Annotated in this window: 23 protein-coding genes, 1 other RNA gene and 1 pseudogene; 5 read left to right on the top strand and 20 right to left on the bottom strand. The window is 62.8% G+C overall.

Annotated elements, in window-relative coordinates; all coding sequences use genetic code 11:
* Positions 1–7: 7 nt before the first annotated feature.
* The 9 genes and pseudogenes from nikC to ffs form a co-directional block, all read right to left on the bottom strand.
* Positions 8–928, bottom strand: coding sequence for a nickel transporter permease (gene nikC, locus NKI25_RS04995; RefSeq protein ID WP_352448584.1), 921 nt, complete (start codon positions 926–928; stop codon positions 8–10).
* A gap of 13 nt (positions 929–941) precedes the next feature.
* A complete protein-coding gene (locus NKI25_RS04990; protein WP_023676874.1) occupies positions 942–2009 on the bottom strand; it encodes an ABC transporter permease in 1068 nt (355 codons plus the stop codon).
* A gap of 31 nt (positions 2010–2040) precedes the next feature.
* Entirely contained in the window at positions 2041–3684 is a 1644-nt protein-coding gene (locus tag NKI25_RS04985; protein ID WP_352826884.1) for an ABC transporter substrate-binding protein, read from the bottom strand.
* Between the two features lie 201 nt (positions 3685–3885).
* A pseudogene (locus NKI25_RS04980) lies at positions 3886–5162 on the bottom strand (lytic murein transglycosylase).
* Positions 5163–5340: 178 nt separating this feature from the next.
* The gene (recR, locus tag NKI25_RS04975) at positions 5341–5946 is read right to left on the bottom strand and encodes a recombination mediator RecR (protein ID WP_352448580.1); all 606 of its coding nucleotides are present in this window, start codon (positions 5944–5946) and stop codon (positions 5341–5343) included.
* Between the two features lie 121 nt (positions 5947–6067).
* Entirely contained in the window at positions 6068–7006 is a 939-nt protein-coding gene (locus NKI25_RS04970) for a cell wall hydrolase (RefSeq protein ID WP_352826882.1), read from the bottom strand.
* Positions 7007–7294: 288 nt separating this feature from the next.
* Positions 7295–7618, bottom strand: coding sequence for a YbaB/EbfC family nucleoid-associated protein (locus NKI25_RS04965; RefSeq protein ID WP_023676870.1), 324 nt, complete (start codon positions 7616–7618; stop codon positions 7295–7297).
* A gap of 32 nt (positions 7619–7650) precedes the next feature.
* A complete protein-coding gene (locus tag NKI25_RS04960) occupies positions 7651–9471 on the bottom strand; it encodes a DNA polymerase III subunit gamma/tau (protein ID WP_352845137.1) in 1821 nt (606 codons plus the stop codon).
* Positions 9472–9575: 104 nt separating this feature from the next.
* Positions 9576–9672: signal recognition particle sRNA small type (ffs, locus tag NKI25_RS04955), an RNA gene on the bottom strand.
* A 359-nt stretch (positions 9673–10031) separates the two neighbouring features.
* Between ffs and NKI25_RS04950 the strand changes: the two genes are divergently transcribed.
* Genes NKI25_RS04950 through NKI25_RS04940 form a run of 3 tightly spaced genes read left to right on the top strand, consistent with a single transcriptional unit; the run spans position 10032 to position 11759 of the window.
* Complete coding sequence (locus tag NKI25_RS04950) at positions 10032–10451, top strand: HIT family protein (protein WP_023676868.1); 420 nt, start codon at positions 10032–10034, stop codon at positions 10449–10451.
* 38 nt (positions 10452–10489) lie between these two features.
* The gene (nudC, locus tag NKI25_RS04945; protein WP_352826880.1) at positions 10490–11431 is read left to right on the top strand and encodes an NAD(+) diphosphatase; all 942 of its coding nucleotides are present in this window, start codon (positions 10490–10492) and stop codon (positions 11429–11431) included.
* A 25-nt stretch (positions 11432–11456) separates the two neighbouring features.
* The gene (locus tag NKI25_RS04940) at positions 11457–11759 is read left to right on the top strand and encodes a Dabb family protein (RefSeq protein WP_352826878.1); all 303 of its coding nucleotides are present in this window, start codon (positions 11457–11459) and stop codon (positions 11757–11759) included.
* A gap of 25 nt (positions 11760–11784) precedes the next feature.
* Here NKI25_RS04940 and NKI25_RS04935 read toward each other — a convergent pair whose 3' ends face one another.
* The 9 genes from NKI25_RS04935 to NKI25_RS04895 form a co-directional block, all read right to left on the bottom strand.
* Positions 11785–12726 (bottom strand): 2-hydroxyacid dehydrogenase, encoded by a 942-nt coding sequence (locus NKI25_RS04935; protein WP_352455091.1) that lies wholly within the window; start codon positions 12724–12726, stop codon positions 11785–11787.
* 94 nt (positions 12727–12820) lie between these two features.
* Entirely contained in the window at positions 12821–14449 is a 1629-nt protein-coding gene (locus NKI25_RS04930; RefSeq protein WP_352826877.1) for an ABC transporter ATP-binding protein, read from the bottom strand.
* Positions 14446–14946, bottom strand: a complete 501-nt coding sequence (locus NKI25_RS04925) for a type II toxin-antitoxin system VapC family toxin (protein WP_352826876.1) — start codon at positions 14944–14946, stop codon at positions 14446–14448. The genes NKI25_RS04930 and NKI25_RS04925 overlap by 4 nt, the downstream gene beginning before the upstream one ends.
* Positions 14946–15179 (bottom strand): hypothetical protein, encoded by a 234-nt coding sequence (locus NKI25_RS04920; protein WP_031211801.1) that lies wholly within the window; start codon positions 15177–15179, stop codon positions 14946–14948. The genes NKI25_RS04925 and NKI25_RS04920 overlap by 1 nt, the downstream gene beginning before the upstream one ends.
* Positions 15180–15403: 224 nt before the next feature.
* Positions 15404–16543 carry an ABC transporter permease gene (locus NKI25_RS04915; protein WP_352826875.1) on the bottom strand — a complete coding sequence of 380 codons (1140 nt, stop codon included), beginning with the start codon at positions 16541–16543 and terminating at the stop codon, positions 15404–15406.
* Entirely contained in the window at positions 16543–17637 is a 1095-nt protein-coding gene (locus tag NKI25_RS04910; protein ID WP_352635800.1) for a microcin C ABC transporter permease YejB, read from the bottom strand. The genes NKI25_RS04915 and NKI25_RS04910 overlap by 1 nt, the downstream gene beginning before the upstream one ends.
* Before the next feature lie 30 nt (positions 17638–17667).
* Positions 17668–19536, bottom strand: a complete 1869-nt coding sequence (locus NKI25_RS04905) for an extracellular solute-binding protein (RefSeq protein WP_352826874.1) — start codon at positions 19534–19536, stop codon at positions 17668–17670.
* Entirely contained in the window at positions 19536–21419 is a 1884-nt protein-coding gene (locus NKI25_RS04900) for an extracellular solute-binding protein (RefSeq protein ID WP_352826873.1), read from the bottom strand. The genes NKI25_RS04905 and NKI25_RS04900 overlap by 1 nt, the downstream gene beginning before the upstream one ends.
* A 173-nt stretch (positions 21420–21592) precedes the next feature.
* A complete protein-coding gene (locus NKI25_RS04895) occupies positions 21593–22252 on the bottom strand; it encodes a c-type cytochrome (RefSeq protein ID WP_352455085.1) in 660 nt (219 codons plus the stop codon).
* 192 nt (positions 22253–22444) lie between these two features.
* On the opposite strand from NKI25_RS04895, the gene NKI25_RS04890 reads away from it, so the two are divergent.
* Both NKI25_RS04890 and NKI25_RS04885 read left to right on the top strand, forming a co-directional pair.
* Entirely contained in the window at positions 22445–23173 is a 729-nt protein-coding gene (locus tag NKI25_RS04890) for a 3-deoxy-manno-octulosonate cytidylyltransferase (RefSeq protein ID WP_352455084.1), read from the top strand.
* A 33-nt stretch (positions 23174–23206) separates the two neighbouring features.
* Positions 23207–24070 carry a prephenate dehydratase gene (locus NKI25_RS04885; RefSeq protein ID WP_352455083.1) on the top strand — a complete coding sequence of 288 codons (864 nt, stop codon included), beginning with the start codon at positions 23207–23209 and terminating at the stop codon, positions 24068–24070.
* Between the two features lie 7 nt (positions 24071–24077).
* Here the strand turns inward: NKI25_RS04885 and NKI25_RS04880 are convergent, their stop codons facing one another.
* Together NKI25_RS04880 and NKI25_RS04875 are read right to left on the bottom strand one after the other, a co-directional pair.
* Positions 24078–24434 (bottom strand): hypothetical protein, encoded by a 357-nt coding sequence (locus tag NKI25_RS04880; protein ID WP_352455082.1) that lies wholly within the window; start codon positions 24432–24434, stop codon positions 24078–24080.
* A 55-nt stretch (positions 24435–24489) separates the two neighbouring features.
* Entirely contained in the window at positions 24490–25434 is a 945-nt protein-coding gene (locus NKI25_RS04875) for a class I SAM-dependent methyltransferase (protein WP_352455081.1), read from the bottom strand.
* Positions 25435–25489 lie beyond the last annotated feature (55 nt).

Here is a 25489-nt window from a genome sequence, read left to right as displayed (position 1 = left end):
TCGCCACTCATTGGTCGCCACTTCGGGGATCGAGCGCGTCGCGCAGTCCGTCGCCGAGCAGGTTGAAGCCGAGGCTGACGATGAGGATGGCAAAGCCCGGAGCACCCGCCACCCACCACTGGTCGAGCACGAAGCGGCGGCCCGACGCGATCATCGCGCCCCATTCGGGCAGCGGCGGCTGCGCGCCGAGGCCGAGGAAGCCGAGGCCGGCCGCGGTCAGGATGATGCCGGCCATGTCGAGCGTCACCCTGATGATCAGCGAGGAGATGCACAGCGGCATGATGTGGCGAAGCACGATGCGAAACGGCGAGGCGCCCATCAATTGCACCGCCTTGATATAATCGGAATTGCGCACCGTCAGCGTTTCGGCGCGGGCAATGCGCGCATAGGGCGGCCACGAGGTGATGGCGATGGCAAGCACGGCATTTTCGATGCCGGGGCCGAGCGCCGCGACAAAGGCCAGCGCCAGGATCAGCTTCGGAAAGGCGAGGAAGATGTCGGTGATGCGCATCAGGATCGCATCGGTCCAGCCGCCGGCGTAACCGGCGACGGTGCCGACCAGCAAGCCGATCGGCGCGGCGATAATGGCAACCAGAATGACGACGTAGAGTGTCCAGCGCGAGCCGAAGATGATGCGCGAATAGATATCGCGGCCGAGATCGTCGGTGCCGAACCAGTGCGCCGCACTCGGCGCCAGCAGCCGCGAGCCCTTGAGGTCGCCGAATGTCGGCGAATAGGGCGCCAGCACATCGGCGAATGCCGCGACCACCAGCAGGGCGACGATGATGAGCAGGCCGGCAAACGCCAGCCGGTTGGCGGAAAAGCGCCGCCACGCCACATAGGCGCGGCCGAGCCTCGCCTGCACGCGCGACGCCGGCCGCTCGCTGAGCAGCCAGTCGCGGCGGGTTTGAATCGCTTCCGTGCTCATCCTGCCTTGGTCCTCATCCTGCCTTGGTCCTTGGATCGAGCAGCCGGTAGAGCAGGTCGGAGAATAGATTGATGGCGATGAAGACCGAGCCGATGATGATCGTGCCGCCAAGCACGGCATTCATGTCGGCGTTCTGCAGCGAGTTGGTGATGTAGAGGCCGATGCCCGGCCACGAAAACACTGTCTCGGTCAGCACCGAGCCTTCGAGCAGCCCGGCATAGGACAGAGCGATCACCGTGACCATCGGCACCGCGGCGTTGCGCAGCGCGTGACCCCAGATGATGCGCGTTTCCGACAGGCCCTTGGCGCGCGCTGCGACGATGTATTCCTGGGTGAGTTCGTTCAGCATGAACGAGCGCGTCATGCGGCTGATGTAGGCGAGCGAGAAATAGCCGAGTAGCGAAGCCGGCAGGATGATGTGGCGGAAGGCATCGGCAAATACATCCCACTGCCGCTGCCAGAGCGCATCCAGCAGGTAAAAGCCGGTAATCGGCGTGAAGGTGTATTCGTAGACGACGTCGAGCCGGCCGGGAAAGGCGACCCATTGCAGCTTGGCGTAGAACAGCACCAGCGCCAGCAGCCCCAGCCAGAAGATCGGCACGGAATAGCCGACAAGGCCGATGATGCGCACGATCTGGTCGATGACGCTGCCGCGCCGCACGGCGGCCAGCACGCCAAGCGGCACGCCGATCACCGAACCGATCAATGTTCCCAACGTCGCCAGTTCGAGCGTCGCCGGAAAGGCGCGGCGGATATCGGTCATCACCGGATTGGTGGTCAGCACCGAGGTGCCGAAATCACCGTTCAGGGCATGTTTGACATAGATGTAGAACTGCTCGACCAGCGGCAGGTCGAGGCCCATCTCGCGGCGCGTTCGTTCGACGACGTTGGCCGGCGCCCGGTCGCCGAGCACCGCCAACACCGGGTCGATCGGGATCACGCGGCCGATGAAGAAGGTCACCGCGAGCAGACCGAGATAGGTCGTTATCGCGATGACCAGGAACCGGGCGATAGATGAGGCCACGGCAACGGCGCGGGCGCCGCCGCGCCCTGCCGTCACCTCGCTTTCAGCCACACTCATACGGCGCGTCCGCCGGCGTCACTCCCCGGCATCACTCTTTCGAGACGGGGCCGACGAAGTTGGTGTCGAAGCTCGGGCCGAGCGCAAAACCCTTGAGGTTCTTGCGCAGGCCGGCCACTTCCAGCTGCTGGTGGATGATGACGAAGGGGCTGGTATCGAGGATCTTCTTCTCGAGATCCTGGTACATTGCGGCGCGCTTGGCCGCGTCCTTCTCGAGCAGGGCGGCTTCGGTCTGCTTGGTCAAGTCCGGGATGTCCCAGGCGTTGCGCCAGGCCAGCGTCTTGGTCTTGCCTTCATCCGAATTGTCGGGGTTGCTGGCGAAGGTCTGGGCGTTGGAGTTCGGATCGAAATAATCCTGGCCCCACTGGCCGATATAGATGTCGTGGTTGCGGGCGCGGTATTTGGTCAGCGTCTGCTTGCCGTCGCCGGGGATGATCTCCAGCTTGATGCCGGCCTGTCCCAGCGTCTGCTGGATCGATTCCGCCATGCCCGTCGTCGGCTGCCCGGTACGCACGTCCATGGTGACGCTGAAGCCGTCGGCGAGGCCGGCCTTGGCGAGCAGTTCCTTGGCCTTGGCGACGTCGAACTTGAACGGGTTCTCGTCCAGTTCGCCGAGCACGCCCTTGGGCAGGAAGGTCTGGTGGATCTCGCCGATGCCCTTGAGGATGGTCGTGCTCAAGGCGTCGTAGTCGACGAGATATTTGAACGCCTGGCGAACCTCGGGCTTGGCGAGGTTCGGGTTCTTCTGGTTGAGGCTGATATAAAAGACCGTGCCCTTCGGCGCCGAGGTGGTGGTGAGATCGGCATTCTTGGCGATGGCATCGAGGTCGTTCGGCTCGAGATTGCGGGCGACGTCGATATCGCCGGCTTCGAGCGCCAGGCGCTGGCCCGAGCTTTCCTTCATATTGCGATAGATGACGCGGGCAAGCTTGGCTTTTTCGCCGTAGTAATTGTCGTTGCGCTCCAGCACGACGGCCTCGTTGGCCCGCCATTCGCGCAGCTTGAAGGCACCTGAGCCGGCATAGCCGGTCTTCAGCCAGGCATTGCCGAAATCATTGTCCCATTTGTAGTCGGCGCTCGGCGTGACCGCCGCGACATGCTCCTTGACCAGCTTGGCATCGACGACCGAGGCGACCGTCGCCGACAGGCAGTTCAGCACGAAGCTCGGCGCATAGGCCTTGTCGACGGTGAACTGGAACGTCGTGTCGTCGACGGCCTTGGCCTTGTCGATGACATTGCCGCCATCGATACCGAACTGGCCGATGATGAAGGCCGGGCTCTTGTCGAGCTTGATGGCGCGCTCGAACGAATAGGCGACGTCGGCCGCCGTGATCGGATTGCCGGAGGCGAATTTGAGGCCGGGCTTGAGCTTGAATGTGTAGGTCAGGCCGTCGTCGGAGACGCTCCAGCTTTCGGCGAGATCGCCCTTGACCTTGGATGTGTCGCTGAGGTCGAGGCGTACCAGAAGATCATAGGTGTTGCCGGTGACCTCTGCGGTCGACAATTCGAATGCTTCGCCCGGATCCATGGTGATGATGTCGTCGATGGCGAAACCCTCGACCAGCGTGTCGGCGGGCGTGACCGCGAAGGCAGGCGCACCGGCCAGAAGCAGCGCGGACATGGCCGCGCCCGCGAGCAAGAAGCGGGAGCGTAGAGCAAACTTTTCCATCATCATTTTAACTGTTCCCTGTTTTTGTTGACCTGAGTTCCCGGCTCAGGGTTGTGGCATTTCTTGCCGCGTCGAACGGTGATCCCCGGACCGTTGTCTTGGCAATTTTTTGTGCGGTTCCGGTTCACCATATCCGGCGGTTTCGAGCGCGGCAACGAGCATTTGCAGAACGGTCGATTGGGCCAGACCGGCGGTGCGAAAATCCGGCTATTTCAGCGCGGTAACCAGGTCGGCGTCGGGAAAGCAGGTAGCGGAACGGCCGTTGCTGGCCTGCCATTTGCCGATCGAGCGGCGCGTCTTGAAGCCAGGCAGGCCGTCGGCGCTGCCGACATCGTAGCCCTTAGCTTCCAGCGCCCGCTGCAGGGCGGCGATGTCGGAGCGGTAGAGCCCGCCGACCGCGCCCCAATTGCCCGAGAAATTGCTGTCGCCATGGGCGATGCGATCGGCGCCATGGCCGATGAACAGGGCATAGAGATCGCTGGTGTTATACTGCTTCAGCACATAGAAATTGGGGGTGACGATGAAGGCCGGGCCGCTACGCCCGGCCGGCATCAAAAGAAAGCCCTCGGCTTTCAGTTCGCTCGCCGGGAACGGTTTACCCGACACACGCCTGATGCCCATATCAGCCCACTGGGAAATCTTCTTGCCCTGGTCCGGACCTTCGAGCGAGCACGAGACGCTGTCCGGCACAGTCACCTCGAAGCCCCAGCCGCGGCCCCTGACCCAGCCATAATGGACGAGATAATTGGCGATCGATGCCAGTATATCGGGCGTCGAATTCCAGATGTCGGTGCGGCCGTCGCCGTCGAAATCGACGGCATGCTTGAGGAACGATGTCGGCATGAACTGCGGCTGGCCAAGCGCGCCTGCCCAAGACGATTTCATCGCGCCGACCGGGGCAAGCCCGCGCTCGACGATCTCGAGCGCAGCCAAGAGCTCGGTGCGGAAGAATTCCTTCTTGGTCGACATGAACGCCTTGGTGCCCAGCACCTCGAAGGCGTCATAAGGCATTTTCGCCGCGCCGAAGCCGCTCTCGCGGCCCCAGATCGCCAGCAGCACTTCGCCAGGCACGCCGTAGCGTTTCTCGATCGCGGCAAGAGTCCTAGCGTTGGTCGCCTCGCGGGTGCGGCCGCCGGCGGTCACCGCTCGGACTATCTTTTCAGCGAAATAGGCGCCCGGCGAACCGAACTCGGCCTGATGCTGCTTCTGCGGCGTCGTCGCCTTCTCGCCCGGCTTCACCAGGTCGGGCAGCTTCAGGTTCGCTTGACGCCTTCGAAGGCGGCATCGAAGGTTTTCCTGGAGATGCCTTTGGCATTGGCTTCGGGCCAGAGGTCGTTGCCAAGCCAGGCGCGGAACTGGTCGTCGATCTTTGCCGCCGAGGCGGGGGTGGCGAGGATCAACCCAAGTAGGGCTGCTAGAAACGAGAGGCAGGCTAGTGTGCGAGCTCGGCGTTCTGTCGCGCCCCCCTCTGTCCTGCCGGACATCTCCCCCACTTGGGGGGAGATTGGCAGCTTCGATTTCTGCTCCAGCCTTGCACCGTTGAAGATTGGCGAAAGCCAGCGCGACATCCAATCTCCCCCCTCGTGGGGGAGATGTCCGGCAGGACAGAGGGGGGCGCGACGGAACGCAATCATCTCGGAAGCACTCTCCCCGCAACTCGCCTCAAAACACCGTCCGCGAGCGCAGTGCGGCGGCCAGCGTGCCTTCGTCGAGATAATCGAGTTCGCCGCCGACCGGAACACCGTGCGCCAGGCGCGTCACCTTGATGTCGAAGCCGGAAAGCTGGTCGGTGAGGTAGTGCGCGGTGGTCTGGCCCTCGACCGTGGCGTTGACGGCGAGGATCACTTCCTTGACTTCGCCGCCGGCGACGCGATCGACCAGCGAACGGATGTTTAGCTCATCAGGACCAATGCCGTCGAGCGGCGACAGCGTACCGCCGAGCACATGGTAGCGCACGTTCATGGCTGTCGCCCGCTCCAGCGCCCAAAGGTCGGCCACGTCCTCGACGACGATGAGCGTAGTGGGGTCGCGGCGGGGGTCGGTGCAGATCATGCATGGATCCGAGGTATCGACATTGCCGCAGGTCGAGCAGATGCGCACCTTGTCGACCGCCTCGCCCATGGCGGCGGCGAGCGGCGCCAGCAGCTGTTCCTTCTTCTTGATGAGGTGGAGCGCGGCGCGGCGTGCCGAACGCGGACCGAGCCCCGGCACCTTGGCCAGCAGCTGGATCAGGCGTTCGATCTCGGGACCGGCGATTCGCTTAGACATCGCACCGGTTTAGGATTTTTCCGCACGCTTTGGAACAGTTGAGCGGCCAGGGGCTCCGCTCTTCCCTTCTCCCTTGTTGTGGGAGAAGGGAAGGCCGACGTCGCGGCCAGTGCTGCCGTCCTCAGTTTTCTTCCAGTGGCCGGGTCTGGCCGGCGATCATCGCGCCGATGGCGTCAGTGTTCTCGGGCGTCGCCTCGAACGACATTGTCGGCTCTGCCGGCGCTGCCTCGAAGGAGGCGACAGGCGGCGCGCTCGCGGTTCCACCGAAGCGGGCCGCATCCGGCTCCTGCATTGGCTCTTGCAGCGCCACAAGCATCGGCTTCTCCGGTGTCGCCCTCGCCGCGGTTGCCATCCCGGCAGTCACCCTTGTCTGCTTTGCCGGCTGCGATGCCGCGGCGGTCACATAGGTCGCTTTGGCGAATGTCGGCTTGGCGCTGCGTGCCGGCTCCGCCGAGGCGACAAGTATGGCCTGAGCGGCAGGCGCTTGCGGCTTGGCCTGGGCCATGGCGACCACCGGTTCGTCCGGCAACGGCTGCCAGTTGCGGCCGCGCTTTTCATAGAAGGCATTGCCGCCGGCGACCATGGTGTAGTGCATGTTCTTGTAGGGGAAGCGCAGGCCGGCGGTGTGGAAGAACATGGTATTCTTCAGCTTGGCTTTGCGCTCGCCCTTGAGCACCGCCTCGGCGGCTTCCTCGACGTCGGGCATCGCCTTCGAATTCATCGGCCGTGTCATGACGCCCGGCGCGAACTGCCCGCGCTCGCCGACGACCTGGCAGATGGTGTTGCCGTGATTGCCGGACCGCAGCCGGTTCATCACCACCGTGCCGACCGCAATCATGCCGTCACGGCTCGACCGGTTGGACTCGAAGAACATTGCCCGCTCCAGGCACTCCTTTTCCTTCGGCGTGGAATTGTAGGAGCGCGAGCTCAGGAAACTCGGCGTAATAGCATCGGTCAGGCTGGACATGCCGTGCGAGGCGGTCTGACTGCAAGCGGCCAAAAACAGCGGCGAGATAACGACGCCGAGCCGCAACGGCGTCTTCCATCGGGTAGAGATCAACAGGTGTCCCCTCAATTCTGCTGCCAGCCCGCCCTTGGTTGCGGCAAGAATGAGACACTTTCAGGCAAAAAGATGGCTAAAGCGTTATTAAGTGTGGGGAGTTGCCTAATAGACACAGCTGGCGGTAGAGCGAGCACTGGGCCGCTGCACTCTTCGGCCACTGTAACGGCATACGATTGACTAGCGCGTCGCGTTCGACCGGCCTCATGCGACGCGCTTTAGGTTCTTGTTTTGATGCATGTCGTTATCGCAAAACCGCTGCACACTTTTGCGCGACATGCACTAGCCTTAGAACGGCAGTTTCATTCCCGGCGGGATCGGTAGGCCCGCGGTCAGCGCCCTGGTCTTCTCCTGCATGATCTGCTCGACCTTGGTCCTGGCGTCGTTGTGGGCAGCGAGAAGCAGGTCCTCGAGAATCTCGACCTCGTCTTCCTTGAACAGCGACGGGTCGATCTTCAGCGACTTCATCTCGAATTTGCCGGTCAGCGTGACGCTGACCAGGCCGCCGCCGGCCTGCCCGGTGGCTTCCAGCGTGGCGATCTCATCCTGCATGGCCTGGAACTTGGCCTGCATTTCCTTTGCCTTGCCCATCATGCCGAGAAGGTCTTTCATCGCACGGTCCTTTGCAGTTGGTGCTGGTTGTTTCAGGTTTCGTCGTCGTCGGCCGGCGGCTCGACCGGCACTTCGGCCTCGTCGGCTTCCGGCGCGTCGGGAATGCGCACGTCGATGATCTTGGCGCCGGGAAAGCGCGCCAGGATGGCGGCGACCGTCGGGTCGCTCTTGGCATCGAGGAAGGCGTTTTCGCGCTTTGTCGATTCCATCTCGGCCAAGGTCTGGCCGCCCTCGTCCTTCGACAGCGACACCAGCCAGTTGCGGCCGGTCCAGGCGCGCAGCTTGGCGGTCAAATCATTGAGCAACATCTTCGGCGCATCGTCGGTCAGGCTGACGTCGATACGACCGGGCTCGATGCGCACCAGGCGCACGCAACGCTTCACCAGCACCTTGAAGGCCATGTCGCGCTGGGCGTCGGCAAGGGCGACAATGTCGGCCAGCGATTTCACCGGCACCGGCGGCGCCTCGACCGCCGGCTCCGGCGGAGCAACGAAGTTGGTCGGCACCGGCTCGGCCTCGACCAGGCGCATTGTCTGGGCGCCGCCATTGGCCGTCGGCATCCGCGCCTGCGCCACGGCGCCGGCACCACCGCTTGCAGGCGCATGGTTTGCGGGGCCGGGGCTTGCCGGCGTGCCATTCGCGCGCGGCGCGGCGCCCGGCAGGGTACCGCCGTTCTCCAGCGATTTCAGCGCCTCGTCCAGCGTCGGCAGGTCTGCGGCATGGGCCAGCCGGATCAGCACCATCTCGGCGGCGCTGACCGGGCGGTTGGAGGTCTGCACCTCGGGAATACCTTTCAAGAGCATCTGCCACGTCCGCGACAGCACCTTGACCGACAGCGTGCTGGCGAAATCGGCGCCGCGCCGACGCTCGTCCTCGGACAGCGAGGCGTCGTCGATGGCAGCCGGCACGAAACGCAGACGGGTGACCAGATGGTTGAACTCGGCAAGGTCGGTCAGCACCGCGGCAGGATCGGCGCCGGTATCGTACTGGGCACGGAATTCGGCAAGTGCGGCGGCGACGTCGCCCTTCATGACATGTTCGAACAGGTCGACGATGCGGGCACGGTCGGCAAGGCCGAGCATAGCACGCACCGCTTCGGCGCTGACCGCGCCGCCGCCATGGGCGATCGCCTGGTCGAGGATGGACTGCGCATCGCGCATCGAGCCTTCGGCCGCGCGCGCGATCATCGCCAGCGCATCGTCTTCGACTTCGATGCCCTCCAGACGGGCTATCCTGGCAAGGTCGGCCTTGATCATTGCCGCATCGATGCGCCTGAGGTCGAAACGCTGGCAGCGCGACAGGACGGTGATCGGCACCTTGCGGATTTCGGTGGTGGCGAAGATGAACTTGACGTGCGGCGGCGGCTCTTCCAGCGTCTTCAGCAGGCCGTTGAAGGCCTGGTTGGAAAGCATGTGCACTTCGTCGATGATGTAGACCTTGTAGCGCGCCGACACCGGGGCGTAGCGCACACGCTCGATGATGTCCCTGATGTCGTCGATGCCGGTATGCGAGGCGGCGTCCATCTCGATGACGTCGACATGCCGGCCTTCCATGATCGCCTGGCAATGCTCGCCGAGCACGGCAAGGTCGACGGACGGCTGGTCGACGGTCGATGTTTTGTAGTTCAGGGCCCGCGCGAGTATGCGCGCGGTCGTCGTCTTGCCGACGCCACGCACGCCGGTCAGCATCCAGGCCTGGGCGATGCGGCCGGTGGCAAAAGCATTGGTCAACGTGCGGACCATCGGCTCCTGGCCGATCAGTTCGGAGAAATTCGACGGTCGGTATTTGCGCGCCAGCACGCGGTAGGCGGCAGGCTTGTCCAATTTCCCGGCCTCGTTTCCGGCTTCGCTCATTCGCCCGTTAAGCTCCAAGGGCTGCCACTGGAGGCGGCCGATTCCTGCGCATAGTTTCGCCCGCACGGCTTGGCGCCGTCAATGTCGGGGCAAAAGGCGAAGAGGCGGGAGGCTGGAACAATGACCCGTTCCGGGCTCGTTAGGGCTGCTTCCTTCCGGACCTGACCCGGTTGGCGAGTGGACCGTCCACCACCAACCTCCCAGCCTCCATATCGGCAATCCGGCGATGAAATGCAAGTGCGGATGATAGGGGCCTTGAGCGACGGCGAAAGCGGAAACCAAAAACCCGCCTCGGCGGGCGGGTCGTTGGTGCGAATAATCACCATAGCGAGGTTAATAGCATAGCTGCCGGCACAAAGCAAGAACAAAATGTGGCCGCGATCAAAATCGTCGACCTCGGCGGGGCAGCGCCAACCTGATGCAATTTGCCCGGGCCCTCACTTCTTCGCGCACAATCAGCGCCGCGACGGCCAATGTTGCTTGCTGCCCCTTGCGGCCCTTCGGAAGCCGCTCTAGCGTCGATGGAGTTCAAAAAACGTCAAAAAGTGTGGGAAACGCCAATGCTGCCGGGCCTCAAGGCCGGATTCACGCTTGACGCCCAGCTGGAAGCCGACAGCGAACAGCTGATGTGGCTCGGCCTGTGCGAATTGCGCGTCATGAACGACCGCCGCTGGCCATGGCTGCTGCTGGTGCCGCAGCGGCCGGGCATCGAGGAAATCCACGACATGACGCCGCTGGACCAGGCGATGCTGACCTTCGAGACCAACATGGTGGCGCTGGCGCTGAAGCGGGTGACCGGCTGCACCAAGATCAACACCGGCGCACTCGGCAACATCGTGCGCCAATTGCATGTACACGTCATTGCGCGCTCGGAAGGCGATCCCGGCTGGCCCGGCCCGGTGTGGGGGCACGGCCTGCGCGAGCCCTATCAGCGCTCCGACCTTCGCAAGTTTGCGGAAAAGATCAAGGCAGCGCTATAAGCCTCTCCCGTGTCCACCTTGAACCTTCCCGAGTCTGCATGAGCTTTCGCCTGTTTGACGCGCCCTTGCGCGAGCCGAGCCAGTTCGTCGGCTTCGCCGGCAACATTATCGACCGGCAGTCCGAAAACCGCGCCGACGATTCCGTCGAAAAGGCACTCGCCGATCCCTCGGCGCGGCTTTTGCTGATGCGTGGCGGTCGGCTCTATCTGAAGCTTGCGCAAGGCGCATTCGACCCCTGGTTCGGCGTGGCCGAATGCCGGCCGCTCGAAGCATCGCTCGAAAACGGCGTCCTGCTCGGTTTTTCCGAAAGCGGCCCGGTGCTGGCGGTGCCGGCCGGGGTCGAGCCCGAGCAGCTTCCCGAGACGATCAAGGCGATCGACTATCGCTCGGTCTATATGCAGGGGCTGATCGACGAAGCGGCGGCCGGCGCGCTGGCGCAAGGGGCAGCGCTGCTCGCCTGGCATGCCAGCCATCGCTTCTGCAGCAAATGCGGCACCGAAGCCGAGATGCGGGCGGGCGGTTACAAGCGGCATTGCCCGGCCTGCGGTACGGAGCACTTTCCGCGCACCGACCCGGTGGCGATCATGCTGACGGCAACACGCGAAAAATGCCTGCTCGGCCGCGGCCGGCATTTCGGGCCCGGCATGTATTCGGCGCTCGCCGGTTTCATCGAGCCGGGCGAGACGATCGAGGCGGCGGTGCGGCGCGAAACGCTGGAGGAAGCCGGCATCAGGCTCGGCCGCGTCGTCTACCACGCCAGCCAGCCCTGGCCGTTTCCCTACTCGCTGATGATCGGCTGCTTCGGCGAACCGCTCAACGACGATATCCAGCCCGACCTCAACGAGCTGGAAGATTGCCGCTGGTTCTTTCGCGAGGAGGTGCTGTCGATGCTGGCCAGGGAACATCCGAGCGGCCTGGTGACGCCGCCGAAAGGCGCGATCGCCTATAACCTCATCCGCGCCTGGGCCGACAGCGTGTGACACGAAGACATCGCAGGAGCAAAAAATGATCCGTCACACCGTCGTGTTCACGCTGAAACACCAGCCGCATTCGCTCGAGGAAAAACGGTTCCTCGCCGACGCTAAGACGATCCTCACGGCGATAAAGGGCGTCACGCATTTCGAGCAGTTGCGGCAGGTCAGTCCCAAGAACGACTACCGCTTCGGCTTCTCGATGGAGTTCGCCGATCAGCGGGCCTATTCCGGCTATAACGACCATCCCGACCACGTCGCCTTCGTCCGCGACCGCTGGATCCCGGAAGTCGAGGCGTTTATGGAGATCGACTACGTGCCGCTCGGCTGGGGCTGAGACTGGAAAGCGGCGCTCCAACAAATTAATACCCGGCGTCGCGATCCACCACATTTTCCAGCGCTTCGCCGCGCTCGAAAGCATCCATCTGACGCAGCATGATCGGCGCCAGGTGGACCGGATCGGAGGTTGCCGCCGCGTGCGGCGTCACGAACACTTTGGGGTGGCTCCATAGCGGGCTGGTCTTCGGCAACGGCTCGACCTCGAACACGTCGAGGCTGGCTTCCTTCAGCGTGCCGTCGTCCAGCGCGCGCAGAATGTCGGCGTCCTTCTGCAGCCTGCCGCGCCCGGCATTGATCAGCACTGAGCCGCCGAGGCCGTTGCGCTTCCGCAGCTCCTTCAGCACGCCGTGGTTGATGATACCGTGCGTCTGTGGCGTCAGCGGCAGCAGCACCACCAGGATGTCGGTGGCGTTTAGGAACGGGATCAGGCCGGCCTCGCCCGCGTAAGTCGAGACACCTTGCATCGGCCGATCGCTGCGCGACCAGCCATTGACGGGAAAGCCGAGCGACAACAGCACCGATGCCGCCGCGCGGCCAAGCGTGCCGAGCCCCATAATGCCGACCGAGATGTCGCTGGCCGGCCGCTGCTGCGGTTCATGCCAGATCTTCTTCTGCTGCTGGGCGCGGTAGAGCATGCCTTGGCGATGGTGGTCGAGCACCCGCCAGACGACGTATTCGGTCATGTACTGGGTCAGGTTGTCGGCCACCACCTTGACGACCGGTACGTCGGGCAAGGTGGGATCGGCGAAGATGTGGTCGACGCCGGCGCCGATCGAGAAGATGGCGCGCAGATTGGGCAGCGACGACAACAGGTTCGGCCGCTGTTTCCACACCACAGCATAGGTAATCGAGGGATCGCCGGCGCCATTCGGCTCGAGCACCACCTCGCGCTCCGCCGACAGCAGTTCGCGCCAGCGCAGCGGATGAATACCGGTGAGGGCAAGCAGGATGCGGCCTTTTTCCATTGTGGATTGTTTTTCCCTTTTACCAACAGCGTTCGCGTTCCGACGCGCAAGGCGCGGCAGCGTTTTGATTTTGTGCATGATCTCTGGCGAAAATCTACTCGCTGACGATGCCGACCGGCGCCGTTTCGATCTTGAAGGCGGCCGAGATCAACGCCTTTGTATAGTCGGTCCGCGGGCTGCCGAAAATATGTTCGGAAGGACCGGCCTCGACGATCCTGCCGTTGCGCATGACGATGACTTCGTTGGCGAGCGCGCGGATGACCCTCAGATCGTGGCTGATGAAGAGGTAGGCGAGGTTGTGCTTGGCCTGCAGGCTGCGCAAGAGGTCGACGACCTGTGCCTGCACGCTCATGTCGAGCGCCGAGGTCGGCTCATCCAGCATGACGAAACGCGGGTTGAGCACCATGGCGCGCGCGATGGCGACGCGCTGGCGCTGGCCGCCGGAGAATTCGTGCGGATAGCGGTTGCGCGTCGCCGGATCGAGGCCGACTTCCCCGAGCACGTCGACGACACGCTCGTCGCGCGCATCAGGAGACAGCTTCGGCTCATGGATCTTCAACCCTTCCTCGATGATCTCGGCGACCGACATGCGCGGACTGAGCGAACCGAACGGATCCTGGAAGACGATCTGCAACTCGCGCCGCAGCGGCCGCATTTCGTTGAAGGACAGCTGATCGATGCCGCGTCCGTTGAACTGGATGTTCCCGGTCGACGAGATCATCCTGGCCAGCGCCAGGCCGAGCGTCGTCTTGCCGGAGCCGGATTCGCCGACGACGCCGAGCGTCTGACCGGCCCGCACGGTGACGTCGATGCCGTCGACCGCCTTCACATTGTCGACGGTGCGCCGGAAGAAGCCCTTCTTGATCGGGAACCAGACCTTGACGTCCTTGCCGACCATCACCGGCCTGGCGGCCTGGTTGGCCGCCGGCGGCTTGCCTTTCGGCTCGGCGGCAAGCAGATGCCGCGTGTAGGCGTGCTGCGGATTGGCGAATATCTCCTTGGTCGGCCCTGTCTCGACGATCTTGCCCTTGGTCATCACGCAGACCCGGTCGGCGATCTTCCTGACGATGCCGAGATCGTGGGTGATGAACAGCATCGACATGTTCTTGCGGCTTTTCAGGCCGGCGAGCAGCTCGAGGATCTGCGCCTGGACGGTGACGTCGAGCGCCGTCGTCGGCTCGTCGGCGATCAAAAGTTCAGGCTCGTTGGCGAGCGCCATGGCGATCATGACGCGCTGGCGCTGGCCGCCGGATAGCTGGTGCGGATAGGCGTCGAGCCGTTTTTCCGGTTCGCGGATGCCGACCTCGTGCAGAAGTTCCAGCGTGCGCGCCTTGGCGTTGCGATCGCCCAGGCCCTGGTGCAGCTTCAGCACCTCGACGATCTGCTGCTCGATCGTGTGCAGCGGGTTGAGCGAGGTCATCGGCTCCTGGAAGATCATGGTGATCTTGTTGCCGCGCACGCGGCGCAAGTCTCTCTCGTCCGCGGCAAGCAGGTCGGCGCCGAGGAACAGGATCTTTCCCGACGGGTGGCTGGCGGTCGGATAGGGCAGCAGCTTCAGCACCGACAGCGCGGTGACCGACTTGCCGGAGCCGGATTCGCCGACCAGCGCCACCGTCTCGCCCTTGGCGAGGTCAAATGAAATACGGTCGACGGCGATCGACTGGCTGCCGCCTTGCGTGAAGGCGACGCTGAGGTCCTGGATCGAAAGGAGAGGGGCGGTCATAGCTCAACTTCCGCGACAACCCTGTCCAAGGCGGAAATTTCCGGTCGTATGATCGAAATTTTGGCTGCCATTTGAGGTGGGACGAGACGATTTGGTGCGATAGAATAGGTCTCTTTCAATCTCGTATCCGCGGTCAGAAATTGCGTGCAGCCGAAGTGCGTCGCTGTGGAAAGATGGATCGCGTCTGGTAATCTCAAGGAAAGGAATTCCGAACGTAACTGTGCTGCGTGCCAGAGAACGTCGCGAGTTATCGTCCCAATTGAGATGAAGGCATTGCCGATTGAAATATTGTCGTAGAGCTCGATCAGTCGCTCATTGTTCTTTCTCAAGGGATCGACCATCAACTCCGCGAGCACGATCTCACTGGTCGCCAGGAAAGGCTGCTTTCTGCCCTCGTTCAGTGAAATGAGCTGAAGCAGTTTTTTTGCAAGCGCATCATTGTTTTCAAAGGCATAGATGAAAATGTTGGTGTCGACATAAAGCCGGACTGCAGCCATCAATCCTCCCACTCATCGCGGAGGGCACGAACACGCGCGACAGCCTCGTCGAGGCTTGTTCCCGGCGCGTTGGCCTGAGCATCCCGCATGAGTTCAAGCAATTGTTCGCGGCCAAGGGGCCTGTTGGCCTCCTCCTCCACTGTCACTTTGACCGAGGCGCTCGGAGCTATGCCTTTTCGCAGTTCATCAGGGAGCTTCGATGCCGGGTAGTGTTCAAGGATGATCCTATTCATAACCCTTCCTTCCCCAACGTGCGGATTGACGGACTGCACGGACGCCAACACACGGTCATGGCTCCGGGTTCGCTCATATCGGCCAATTTGCTCTCCAGCGATCGAGCGATGGCTGCCACTGGTGTTTCACCGATCAAAGCCGCCGGTCACTTGAGGGTACGTCCGCTTTTGTCCGGATTGCCATTTCCAGAATATAACATGCCGAATGCCAGCCTGCATCGCCCTCATCTGAACGTCTTGCGCGGATCGAAGGCGTCGCGCGTGGCCTCGCCGACGAAGACCAGCAGCGACAGCATCAGCGAGATGACGACGAAGCCGGAAATGCCGAGCCATGGCGCGTTGAGATTGCGCTGTGCCTGCTTCAGCAACTCACCCAGCGAGGCGGCGCCGGGCGGCAGACCGAAGCCGAGATAGTCGAGCGAGGTCAGCGTCGAGATCGAGCCGCTGAGCAGGAAGGGCAGGAAGGTCAGCGTCGCCACCATGGCATTGGGCAGCAGATGCCGGAACATGATAGTGACGTTGGACACGCCGAGCGCGCGCGCCGCATTGACATATTCGAAGTTGCGGGCGCGCAGGAACTCGGCCCGCACCACGCCGACCAGTGCCACCCAGGAGAACAGCAGCATCAGCCCGAGCAGGATGAAGAAGCCGGGCGGCAGGATGGCGGCGACGATCAAGAGCAGATACAGCACCGGGATGGCCGACCAGATCTCGATGAAGCGCTGGAACAGAAGGTCGGTCCAGCCGCCGAAATAGCCCTGGAGAGCGCCGGCCGCCACGCCGATCAGCGCCGAGCCGGCGGTCAGGATCAGACCAAACAGCACCGAGACCCTGAAGCCGTAGATGACGCGCGCCAGCACGTCGCGGGCCTGGTCGTCGGTGCCCAGCCAGTTCCAGTTGCCGACGATGCAATTGGGGTCCGCCTCGCCTTTCGGATACTGATTGCAGCGCGTCTTCTTGTCGTAGAGCCAGGACGGCTTGGTCGGTGCTGCTTCGGGAATGGCGTTGTTGACGGTCTGGTAGGAGTAGCGCACCGGCGGCCAGATCATCCAGCCATTGGCGTTGATCTCGTCCTGGATGACCGGGTCGCGGTAGTCGGTGACGGCATAGAAGCCGCCGAACTTCTCCTCGGGATAAGCGACCAGGACCGGAAACAGGATCTCGCCCTTGTAGGAGGCGATGATCGGCCTGTCGTTGGCGACCAATTCCGAAACCAGCGACAGCACGAACAGGAACAGGAATATCCACAACGACCAGTAGCCGCGCCGGTTGGACTTGAAGTTCTGCAGGCGCCGCTGGTTGAGCGGCGACAGAAAGGGCCGCGCGATCCGAGCCGGCGCCGTTTCGGCCATGGTCCGCGCCATCAGACGTCTCTCCGCTCGAAATCGATGCGCGGATCGACCCAGGTGTAGATCAGGTCGGACAAAAGCCCGACGAACAGGCCAAGCAGCGAGAAGATGAAGAGATTGGCGAAGACTACCGGATAGTCGCGCTGCACCACCGAGTTGAAGCCGAGCAGGCCGAGGCCGTCGAGCGAAAATATGTTCTCGATCAGCAGCGAGCCGGTGAAGAAGGCCGAGATGAAGGCGCCGGGGAAACCGGCGATGACGATCAGCATGGCGTTGCGGAAGACGTGGCCATAAAGCACCTGCCGCTCCGACAGGCCCTTGGCGCGGGCGGTGACCACATATTGCTTGCGGATTTCCTCGAGGAAGGAATTCTTGGTGAGCAGCGTCGTCGTGGCGAAGGCCGACAGCACCAGCGCGGTCAGCGGCAAGGTCATATGCCAGAAATAGTCGACGATGCGCTGCGGCCAGGACAGCTGGTCCCAATTGTCGGAGGTGATGCCGCGCAGCGGAAACCAGTCCCAGAACGAGCCGCCGGCAAACAGCACCATCAGCAAGATGCCGAACAGGAAGCCCGGAATGGCGTAGCCGACGATGACGACGCCGCTGGTCCAGACGTCGAAAGTGGAGCCGTCCTTGACCGCCTTGCGGATGCCGAGCGGGATCGAGATCAGGTAGGATAAAAGCGTGATCCACAGCCCGATCGAGATCGACACCGGCATCTTTTCCAGGATCAGGTCGAGCACCGAGATGTCGCGGAAATAGCTGTCGCCGAAATCGAAGCGGAGATAGTTCCACAGCATCATGCCGAAGCGCTCGAGCGGCGGCTTGTCGAAGCCGAACTGCTTCTCCAGCTTCTTGATGAATTCCGGATCGAGCCCTTGCGCGCCGCGGTATTTCGAGCCGACGTCGCCGGCGACATCGAAATTGGCGCCGCCGGCATCACCGCCGCCGCCGCCGAGGCGATCGCTGCCGCCCTGGTTGGTCAGCCTGGCGATGACCTGCTCGACCGGCCCGCCCGGCGCGAACTGGATGACGGCAAATGACACCGCCATGATGCCGAACAGGGTCGGGATCATCAGCAGGATACGGCGCAGTATATAGGCGCCCATCAGGCTCTCTGCCTCGCTTGTGCGAAAATCTCAGGCTTTGCCAATTTTTGCCGCCTTGTCTTTGTCGAACCACCACAGCGTCTCGACCGGAAAGTCGTAATCCGGCTTTTGAGCGGGAAAGCCGAACATATCCCAGAAGGCAGCCCGGTGATTCGCCAGATGATATGTTGGAATCCAGTCTAGCCGCGCGCGCAAGACCCGATCGAGCGCGTTGAGCGCTGTGACGAGTTCGATCCGGCTCTGCGCCTTGCCGGCTGCTTCGATCAGCGCGTCGATGGCTTTGCTTTCCGTACCCGGATAGTTGCGCATCCCCGGCGTTTTCGCCATCCGGGAATTGTAGAGGATTTCCAGGCCGTCGGCAGTAGGCGTCGCCCCGATCAACCAATGTAGCATGTTGAAATCGAAATCGTAGTTGCTTTGCCGCGCTTCAAATTGCGTCGAATCGACCTGCCGGATCGAAGCGTCGATGCCAATCGCCTTCATATTCTCGGACCACGGCGCGAAAATGCGAACGAGACCCTCGTCCTCGGCCAGCATTTCCACCCGCAGTCGCTCGCCCTTCTCATTGACGACGAAATTGCCCGCTCGCTTCCAGCCGGCTTCGGCAAGCAGTCTCGAAGCTTCGCGCAGCACCTTACGGTCGTGACCGGAACCGTCCGAGACGGGTTGCACCACCGGTTCGCCGAAGGTTTCCGGCGGCAACTCGGGTCGAAACGGCTCCAGCAGTTTCAATTCCTGGGGCGAGGGCGGGCCCTCGGCCTTGTAGTCCGATCGTTCGAAGTTCGATTGCGAGCGCTCGTAGGAGCCGAAAAACAGTACCCGCTTGGTCCATTCGAAATCGAAGCAATAGGCGATCGCCTGTCTCACGCGCACATCGCGGAATTGCGGCCGGCGCTGGTTCAGCGCGACAGCCTGCATGTCGGGCGATTTCTCGCCGGGAAATTCGCGTTTGACGACCCTGCCATCCTTCAGCGCTGGAAAGTCGTAGCCGGTCGCCCATACGCGCGCGGTGAACTCCTCGCGAAAATGCGTATCGCCTTTCTTGAACGCTTCAAACGCTGCCTGGCGATCAAGATAGAAATCGATACGGATACGGTCGAAATTATTAAGCCCGCGGTTCACGGCGAGATCGCGCCCCCAATAATCGGCGACACGTTCATATTCGATAGTCTGCCCGGCCACGACCCGTCCCATCTTGTACGGCCCGGAGCTGAGCGGCGGGGTCATCGTCGAGGCGTCGAAATCATTGGCCGTATAGAAGGCTTTGGACACGATCGGCATTACGGCGATCGCGAGGATATTCTGCGCCGACTGTTTGCCGTTGAAGGTAAGGCTGACAGTAAGCGGATCGATTGCGACCGCATCCGTCATATGCCGCAGCGCTTGGGAAAGGTTCGGGTGTCCCCGGTCTTTGTAGAGGTTCAAGGCGAAGGCAACGTCCTCAGCCGTCAGCGGCGAGCCGTCATGGAAGCGCGCTTGTGGCCGCAGGCTGAAGCGGAAGCCGTTGCGGTCCTGCGACAAGGTAACGGATTCGGCAAGCACGCCGTAGACCGCATCCGGCTCATCGAGCGCCCTTGCCATCAGCGAATCGAAACAGAGCTCGGTGCGCGGCGGCGAATCCCCCTTCAACACCAGCGAGTTCAACGTGTTGAAAGTCAGAAAGCTCTGATTGAGGGTGGAGTTCGGCGGGCCGAAATTCATCCGGCCGCCCTTGGGAGCGTCTGGATTGACATAGTCGAAATGCGTGAAATCCGGAGGATATTTGAGATCGCCGAAGGCCGACAACCCGTGCAGTTTCACGCCGGTCGGAATGGCCGCGAAAGCTCGGCCTGGCAGCAGTGCCGCAGCGGCGGCAGCACCGCCCAGGGCGAGGAAGTCGCGACGAGGCAGCGCCGCCATCAATTGCCACTCTTGTATTTGGCCGCCAGCGCCTTTTCCTTGTCCGGATCGATCCACCAGGAATCCGTGTCCACGCCTAAATAGGCAGGCTGCTTTTCGGGCATGCCGAACTTGTTCCAGTAGGCCAGCCAGACCACCGGCCTGTGCCATTGCGGCACGACATAATAGTTCCACAACAGAACCCGGTCGAGCGCATGGGTGGCAGCAACCAGATCGTCGCGGTCGGTGGCGTAGATAACGCGGTCGACCAGCGCGTCGATGATCGGATCCTTGATGCCCATCAGATTGCGTGAGCCGGGTGCGTCGGCGGCTTTTGAACTCCAGAAGTCGCGTTGCTCGTTGCCGGGCGAATCCGACTGTGGGAAGATCCCCGTCACCACGTCGAAGTCGAAGCTGCGGGTGCGGTTCACATATTGGCTGGGGTCAACAATGCGAAGTGCGGCATCGATACCGATCTTGCGCAAATTATCGACGTAGGGATTTGCGATGACTTCGTCGGTCGGATCCCGTCCCAGGATCTCCAGCTTGAATTGCTGGCCCGTCTGGGCATTGACCATTTTGCCGCCCTTGATGACCCAACCAGCCTTGGCGAACAGATCGACCGCGGACTTCAGGTATTTACGCTCCGCCTGCGGCGTCTCGTAGATCGGCAGCTTGAATTCCTCGGTGAAGATTTCAGGCGGCAGCTTGTCGCGATATTGCTCGAGAATCTCCAGCTCCTTGCCTTTCGGCAGGCCGCTGGACGTCAGGTCGGTGCCCTGGAAATAGCTGCTCGTACGGGTGTTAAGACCGAAGAACAGCGTACGATTCATGCTTTCGAAATCGAGCACGTCGGTCAACGCCTCGCGTATGCGTCGATCCTGAAACTGCGGGCGTCGCAGATTAAGCGCGAAACCCTGCATCGGCTCAGGCGACTCGGTCTTGAACTCCCTCTTGACAACGTCGCCTTGCTTGATCGCGGGAAAGTTATATGCCGTCGACCAGCGTCTCGAGCTGTTTTCCGCGTTGATGTCCTCAAGCCCACCCTTGGTAAATGCCTGCCAAGCCGCATTCTCATCGAGAATATAGGTATACCGCTTCGTGTCGAAATTCTCTCGGCCGATCTTCACTGGCAGCTTGGCGGCCCAATAGTCGGGCACGCGCTGCCAGACAATTTCCGAACCTGGCTTGAAGCTGGCGATCTTGTAGGCAGCCGACCCCAGCGGCGGCTCCAGCGTCGGCCGGGTGACGTCGCGCTTCTTGCCGTTGACATCGGTGCCTTCCCACCAGTGCTTGGGCAGCACGACGAGATCGCCGATGATCTTGGGCAATTCCCGGTTGCCCTTCTGGCTGAAATGGAACTCGACCTCACGATCGGAGATTGCGACCGCGTCGGTGACGTTCTCGAAATAGCGGCTGTATTGCGGGCTGCTGGCCTTTAACACCTGGAACGACCAGATCACGTCGTCGACCGTAATCGGCTGGCCGTCATGCCACTTCGCCCGCGGATCGAGCCGGTAGGTCGCCGAGGAATAGTCGGCCGGATATTTATAGGCTTCGGCGACCAGCGAATGGCTGGTGCTGCCTTCGTCGGTCGCCTGCTCCATCAGCGTGTCGTAGAGCAGACCGCCGCCAAACGGGACGAGACCAGCGGCGGCAGAACCCTGGACGATATAAGGATTGAAGCTGTCGAACGTGCCCGGCACCACCGAGTTCAGCGTACCGCCCTTCGGTGCATCCGGATTGACGTAGTCGTAGTGCTGGAAATTGTCGCCGTATTTGGATTCGCCGATCAGCGAGGAGGTCGTGCGCCATTCGTCCGCAAAGGCCGCCTGCAGGCCGCCGGCAAAGGCAGCCAGCATCAGCACCGATTTCAGAAGCGTCCGCGCTCGGCCAACCGTCATGCGTTCTCCTCTTCGCGATATAGCGCCGTCACCATAGCGTCTGGGCCCAATCTAGATCATTTGACGGCGCTGAAAACCGCAACCGAGCGGCTTTGTCGTCGCATATGCGTTTTTCCTAACGAAAAAGCCGGGCTGAACCCGGCTTTTTCAAGGATTATGCCATTACAGTTTTGTTATTTTGCGGGCGCAGCCGGCGCCGGAGCGGCTGGCGCCGCGCCTTCTGCCGGCTTGGCAGGGGCCGCACCTTCGGCCGGCTTGGCGGGCTCATTTTCGGCCGAGGCGCCGGGCGCCGGCAGCGGCTTCGGATTGTCCGACAGCGTGCGCAGATAGGCGATGACGTTGGCGCGGTCCTCATCCTTCGGCAGGCCGGCGAAGCCCATCGCGGTGCCCTTCACGAACTTCTTCGGCGAGGTGATGAAGTGGTTGAGATTGTCGTAGGTCCACTTCTCGCTGCCGCCCTTGGAGAACTCCTTCATGCCGGCCGAATAGGCAAAGCCCTCATGCTCGGCGACCGGACGGTCGATGATGTCCCAGAGATCGGGGCCGACCTTGTTGGGGCCACCCTTTTCGCCGGAGTGGCAAGCCTGGCATTTCTTGAAGATGGCGGCGCCCGCTTCGGCGTTGGCAGTGGTCAGCAGCTCGGCAATCGGCTTCACGGCTGCGGCGGGAGCGGCCGGGCCGCCTTCGGCGGGCTCGGTCGCCTCGATGGCGAAGCCGGGCTTTTCCGGCGCCGGCGAGGCAAACAGCGCGTCGGACACGATGCCAACGGAAAAGACGATGAACACGGTTCCGAGGAGACCGGCGAGCAGCTTGTTGACTTCGTTGGAATCCATACGCCCCATGCTCCCTTTCCGGCGGACCGATCCGTCCACTCCGTCCGTCGGTATCGTGATCCACCCGGTGGAACCGGCCAAATCGCGCGGAAACTAGGTCTTTTGCTCCGGCGTTGCAACACCTATAAGGGCGCTGCCAGTGAGACCTTTTGCCACTTTGTCCTCCTCTTTTTCGAGCCCTTTGCCCGCCTCATGTCCACGCTCATCCTGATCCCGGCCCGCATGGCCTCGACGCGCCTGCCGGGCAAGCCGCTGGCCGACATTGCCGGCACTCCGATGATCGTCCACGTCGCCCGCCGCGCCGCCGAAGCCGGGCTCGGCCGGGTGGTCGTCGCCACCGATACGCAAGGCGTTGCGGAGGCGGTGCGCACGCACGGTTTCGAGGCGGTGCTGACGCGGGCGGACCACGAAACCGGCTCCGACCGCATCTTCGAAGCGCTGGCCATTCTCGACCCTGGCAACAGCGTCGAGACGATCGTCAATGTGCAGGGCGATCTGCCGACCATCGACCCCCTTGTTATCGGCGCCGCGCTGAAGCCTTTCGAGAACGCAGCGGTCGATATCGCCACGCTCTGCGTCGAGATCGTCCGCGACGAGGAAAAGACCAATCCGAACGTCGTCAAGCTGGTCGGCTCGCCACTCTCGGCGACACGGCTCAGGGCGCTCTATTTCACCCGCGCCACCGCGCCCTGGGGCGAAGGTCCGCTCTACCATCACATCGGCCTCTATGCCTATCGCCGCGCCGCACTCGAACGCTTCGTTGCGCTAAGGCCGTCGCCGCTGGAGCGCCGCGAGCGGCTGGAGCAGTTGCGGGCGCTGGAGGCCGGCATGCGCATCGATGCGGAGATCGTGCAGTCGGTGCCGCTTGGCGTCGATACGCCGGGCGATCTCGAACGCGCCAGGGCGCTCCTTTCCAACTAAAAAATTCTTCCCCCAATCCCCGAGACTCTGCGCATGGCTGAAAAGACCAACAAAATATCCTTCCAGGGCGAGCCGGGCGCCAATTCCGACACCGCCTGCCGCAACATGTTCCCGTCGATGGAGCCGTTGCCGTGCCCGACCTTCGAGGACGCCTTCAATGCGGTCGAGACCGGCAAAGCCGATCTGGCGATGATCCCGATCGAGAACACCATTGCCGGCCGCGTCGCCGACATCCATCACCTCTTGCCGGAATCGAAGCTGCACATCATCGGCGAATACTTTCTGCCGATCCACTTCCAGCTGATGGTGCTGCCCGGCGTCAGGCGCGACGAGATCAGGACCGTGCACAGCCACATCCACGCGCTCGGCCAATGCCGCAAATACATCCGCAAGAACGGCTGGAAGGCGACGGTTGCCGGCGACACCGCGGGCGCCGCCAAGATGGTCGCCGCGATGAAGGACCGCACCATGGCCGCGCTGGCGCCGGCGCTGGCCTCGACCCTCTACGGACTCGACATCATCGAGGAGAATGTCGAGGACACCGACAGCAACGTCACCCGCTTCGTTGTGCTGACCAAGAACAAGCAATGGGCCGAACGTCCCTCGGCCGACGCCAGGATGATGACGACCTTCATCTTCCGCGTCCGCAACGTGCCGGCGGCGCTCTACAAGGCGATGGGCGGGTTTGCCACCAACGGCATCAACATGACCAAGCTGGAAAGCTACCAGCTCGGCGCGTTTACGGCGACGCTGTTCTACGCCGACATAGAGGGCCATCCCGACGATCCGCTGGTCAAGCTGGCACTCGACGAGTTGCGCTTTTTCTCGCGCGAAATGCGCATTCTCGGCGTCTATCCCGCCAGCGCCTCGCGCGAGCAATGGAAGGTGGCGGATTAGGATCCGGTCAGGTCAGGCCGAGCTTGTTCTGCTTGGCCGGCTTGCCGCATTCGCGCCGGCTGATCGACCGGTTCATGGCGTCGATCTTGCCGCTTGCCTGGTCGGCGTCGCGTTTGGCTTTCGAGCGCATGTCCGGCGTGAACGGGCCAAAGCCCGTCGCCGGGTTGGAGAAGGACGGCTTGGCGTCCACCGGCAAATGATATTGCTGCGCCAGGCCGTTTCGTTGCGCCAGCAATTGATCGCAAGGCACCTTGTCATATTGCAGCGAGGACTGGACGTTTTCGTCCTGCCGTTCGGACATCGAATTGCCGACGCAGCCGGCCATCGCCAGGCAAGATGCCAAGACCGTCATGTTCCAGCGCATGAACGTGCTCCTTGTCTTTCGCAGCTGCGGCTTCTCATGCGCAGCGGCAGAAGTCTTAGCCAGATTTTACGCTGCCGGAAAGCAAGCTTGCCACTACGGCCAGCCCTTCGACCGGTTGGCGGCGATCCTGCCGGATGATTGTTGCCTGCAGCGACAGGATCGAAAAGCCGTCGGCATCCAGAACCCGCTCTACATAGCCTTGCGAATGCGCGTAGCGGCGCGACGGCTGCAGGGCGAAGCCGGCGCTGTCAGACGATTCTCCGCCCGGGAGCGTCTCGACGGAGAACGCAAACAGACCGCCGCCGGCAAGCATTCCGGCAATCTTGTTCACCACCTTGTCGAGTGCGCCGAGATAGATGAACACATCGGCCGCCGTCACCAGATCGGCTTTCGGGCCAGAATAGCAAAAATCCTGCAGGTCCGTCTTGACGAGCAGATCGTAGACGCCTTTGGCGCGCGCCTGCCTCAGCATGCCGGTCGAGATGTCGTAACCCTCCAGCCGGTCGGCGATCGGCCGCAGCTTCTGGCCCATGAGGCCGGTGCCGCAGCCGAGATCGAGCACCAGCGAAAACCGGCCCGGCCGTGCCGCCCGGATGGCGCGGTCGAGACATTCGGGCAGGCGATAGCCGAGCCTGTCGACCAGCTCAGCCTCGAAACTCCCGGCATAGTGGTCGTACAGCGTCTCGACGAAGGCGCTGGGCGGCGCCTGTGCCGCCGCCGCCCTGCCGATCAATTGCAGCTTGAGCACCGCGCCGAGCCTGTCCGCCGGGTCGAGCCGCAGTGCCGTCGTCCAGGCCTGCGCGGCACGATCGGGCGCGCCCGCCGCCTCCTGCATCTCGCCGAGGCGGAACCAGCCGGCTGGCCATTGCGGCGCCAGTTCGAGCGCGCCGAGCAGCAATTCCGCCGCTGCCGCATGATCGCCGGATGCATAGAGCATTTCGGCATAGTCGGCGCGGCGGTCGGCGGTCAAATCGCCGGACGAGGTCTGGAGCGGTTTCATGCGATCGGGTTCCGCCGGGTGTTTGCAGCCGGCTTGCGCTCTATGCTGGAGTCAG

This window comes from Mesorhizobium sp. M0808 (assembly GCF_040320025.1).
Classification (GTDB): Bacteria; Pseudomonadota; Alphaproteobacteria; order Rhizobiales; family Rhizobiaceae; genus Mesorhizobium.
Note: the sequence above shows the minus strand (reverse complement) of the source record. Positions and strands in the feature narration are given on the sequence as shown.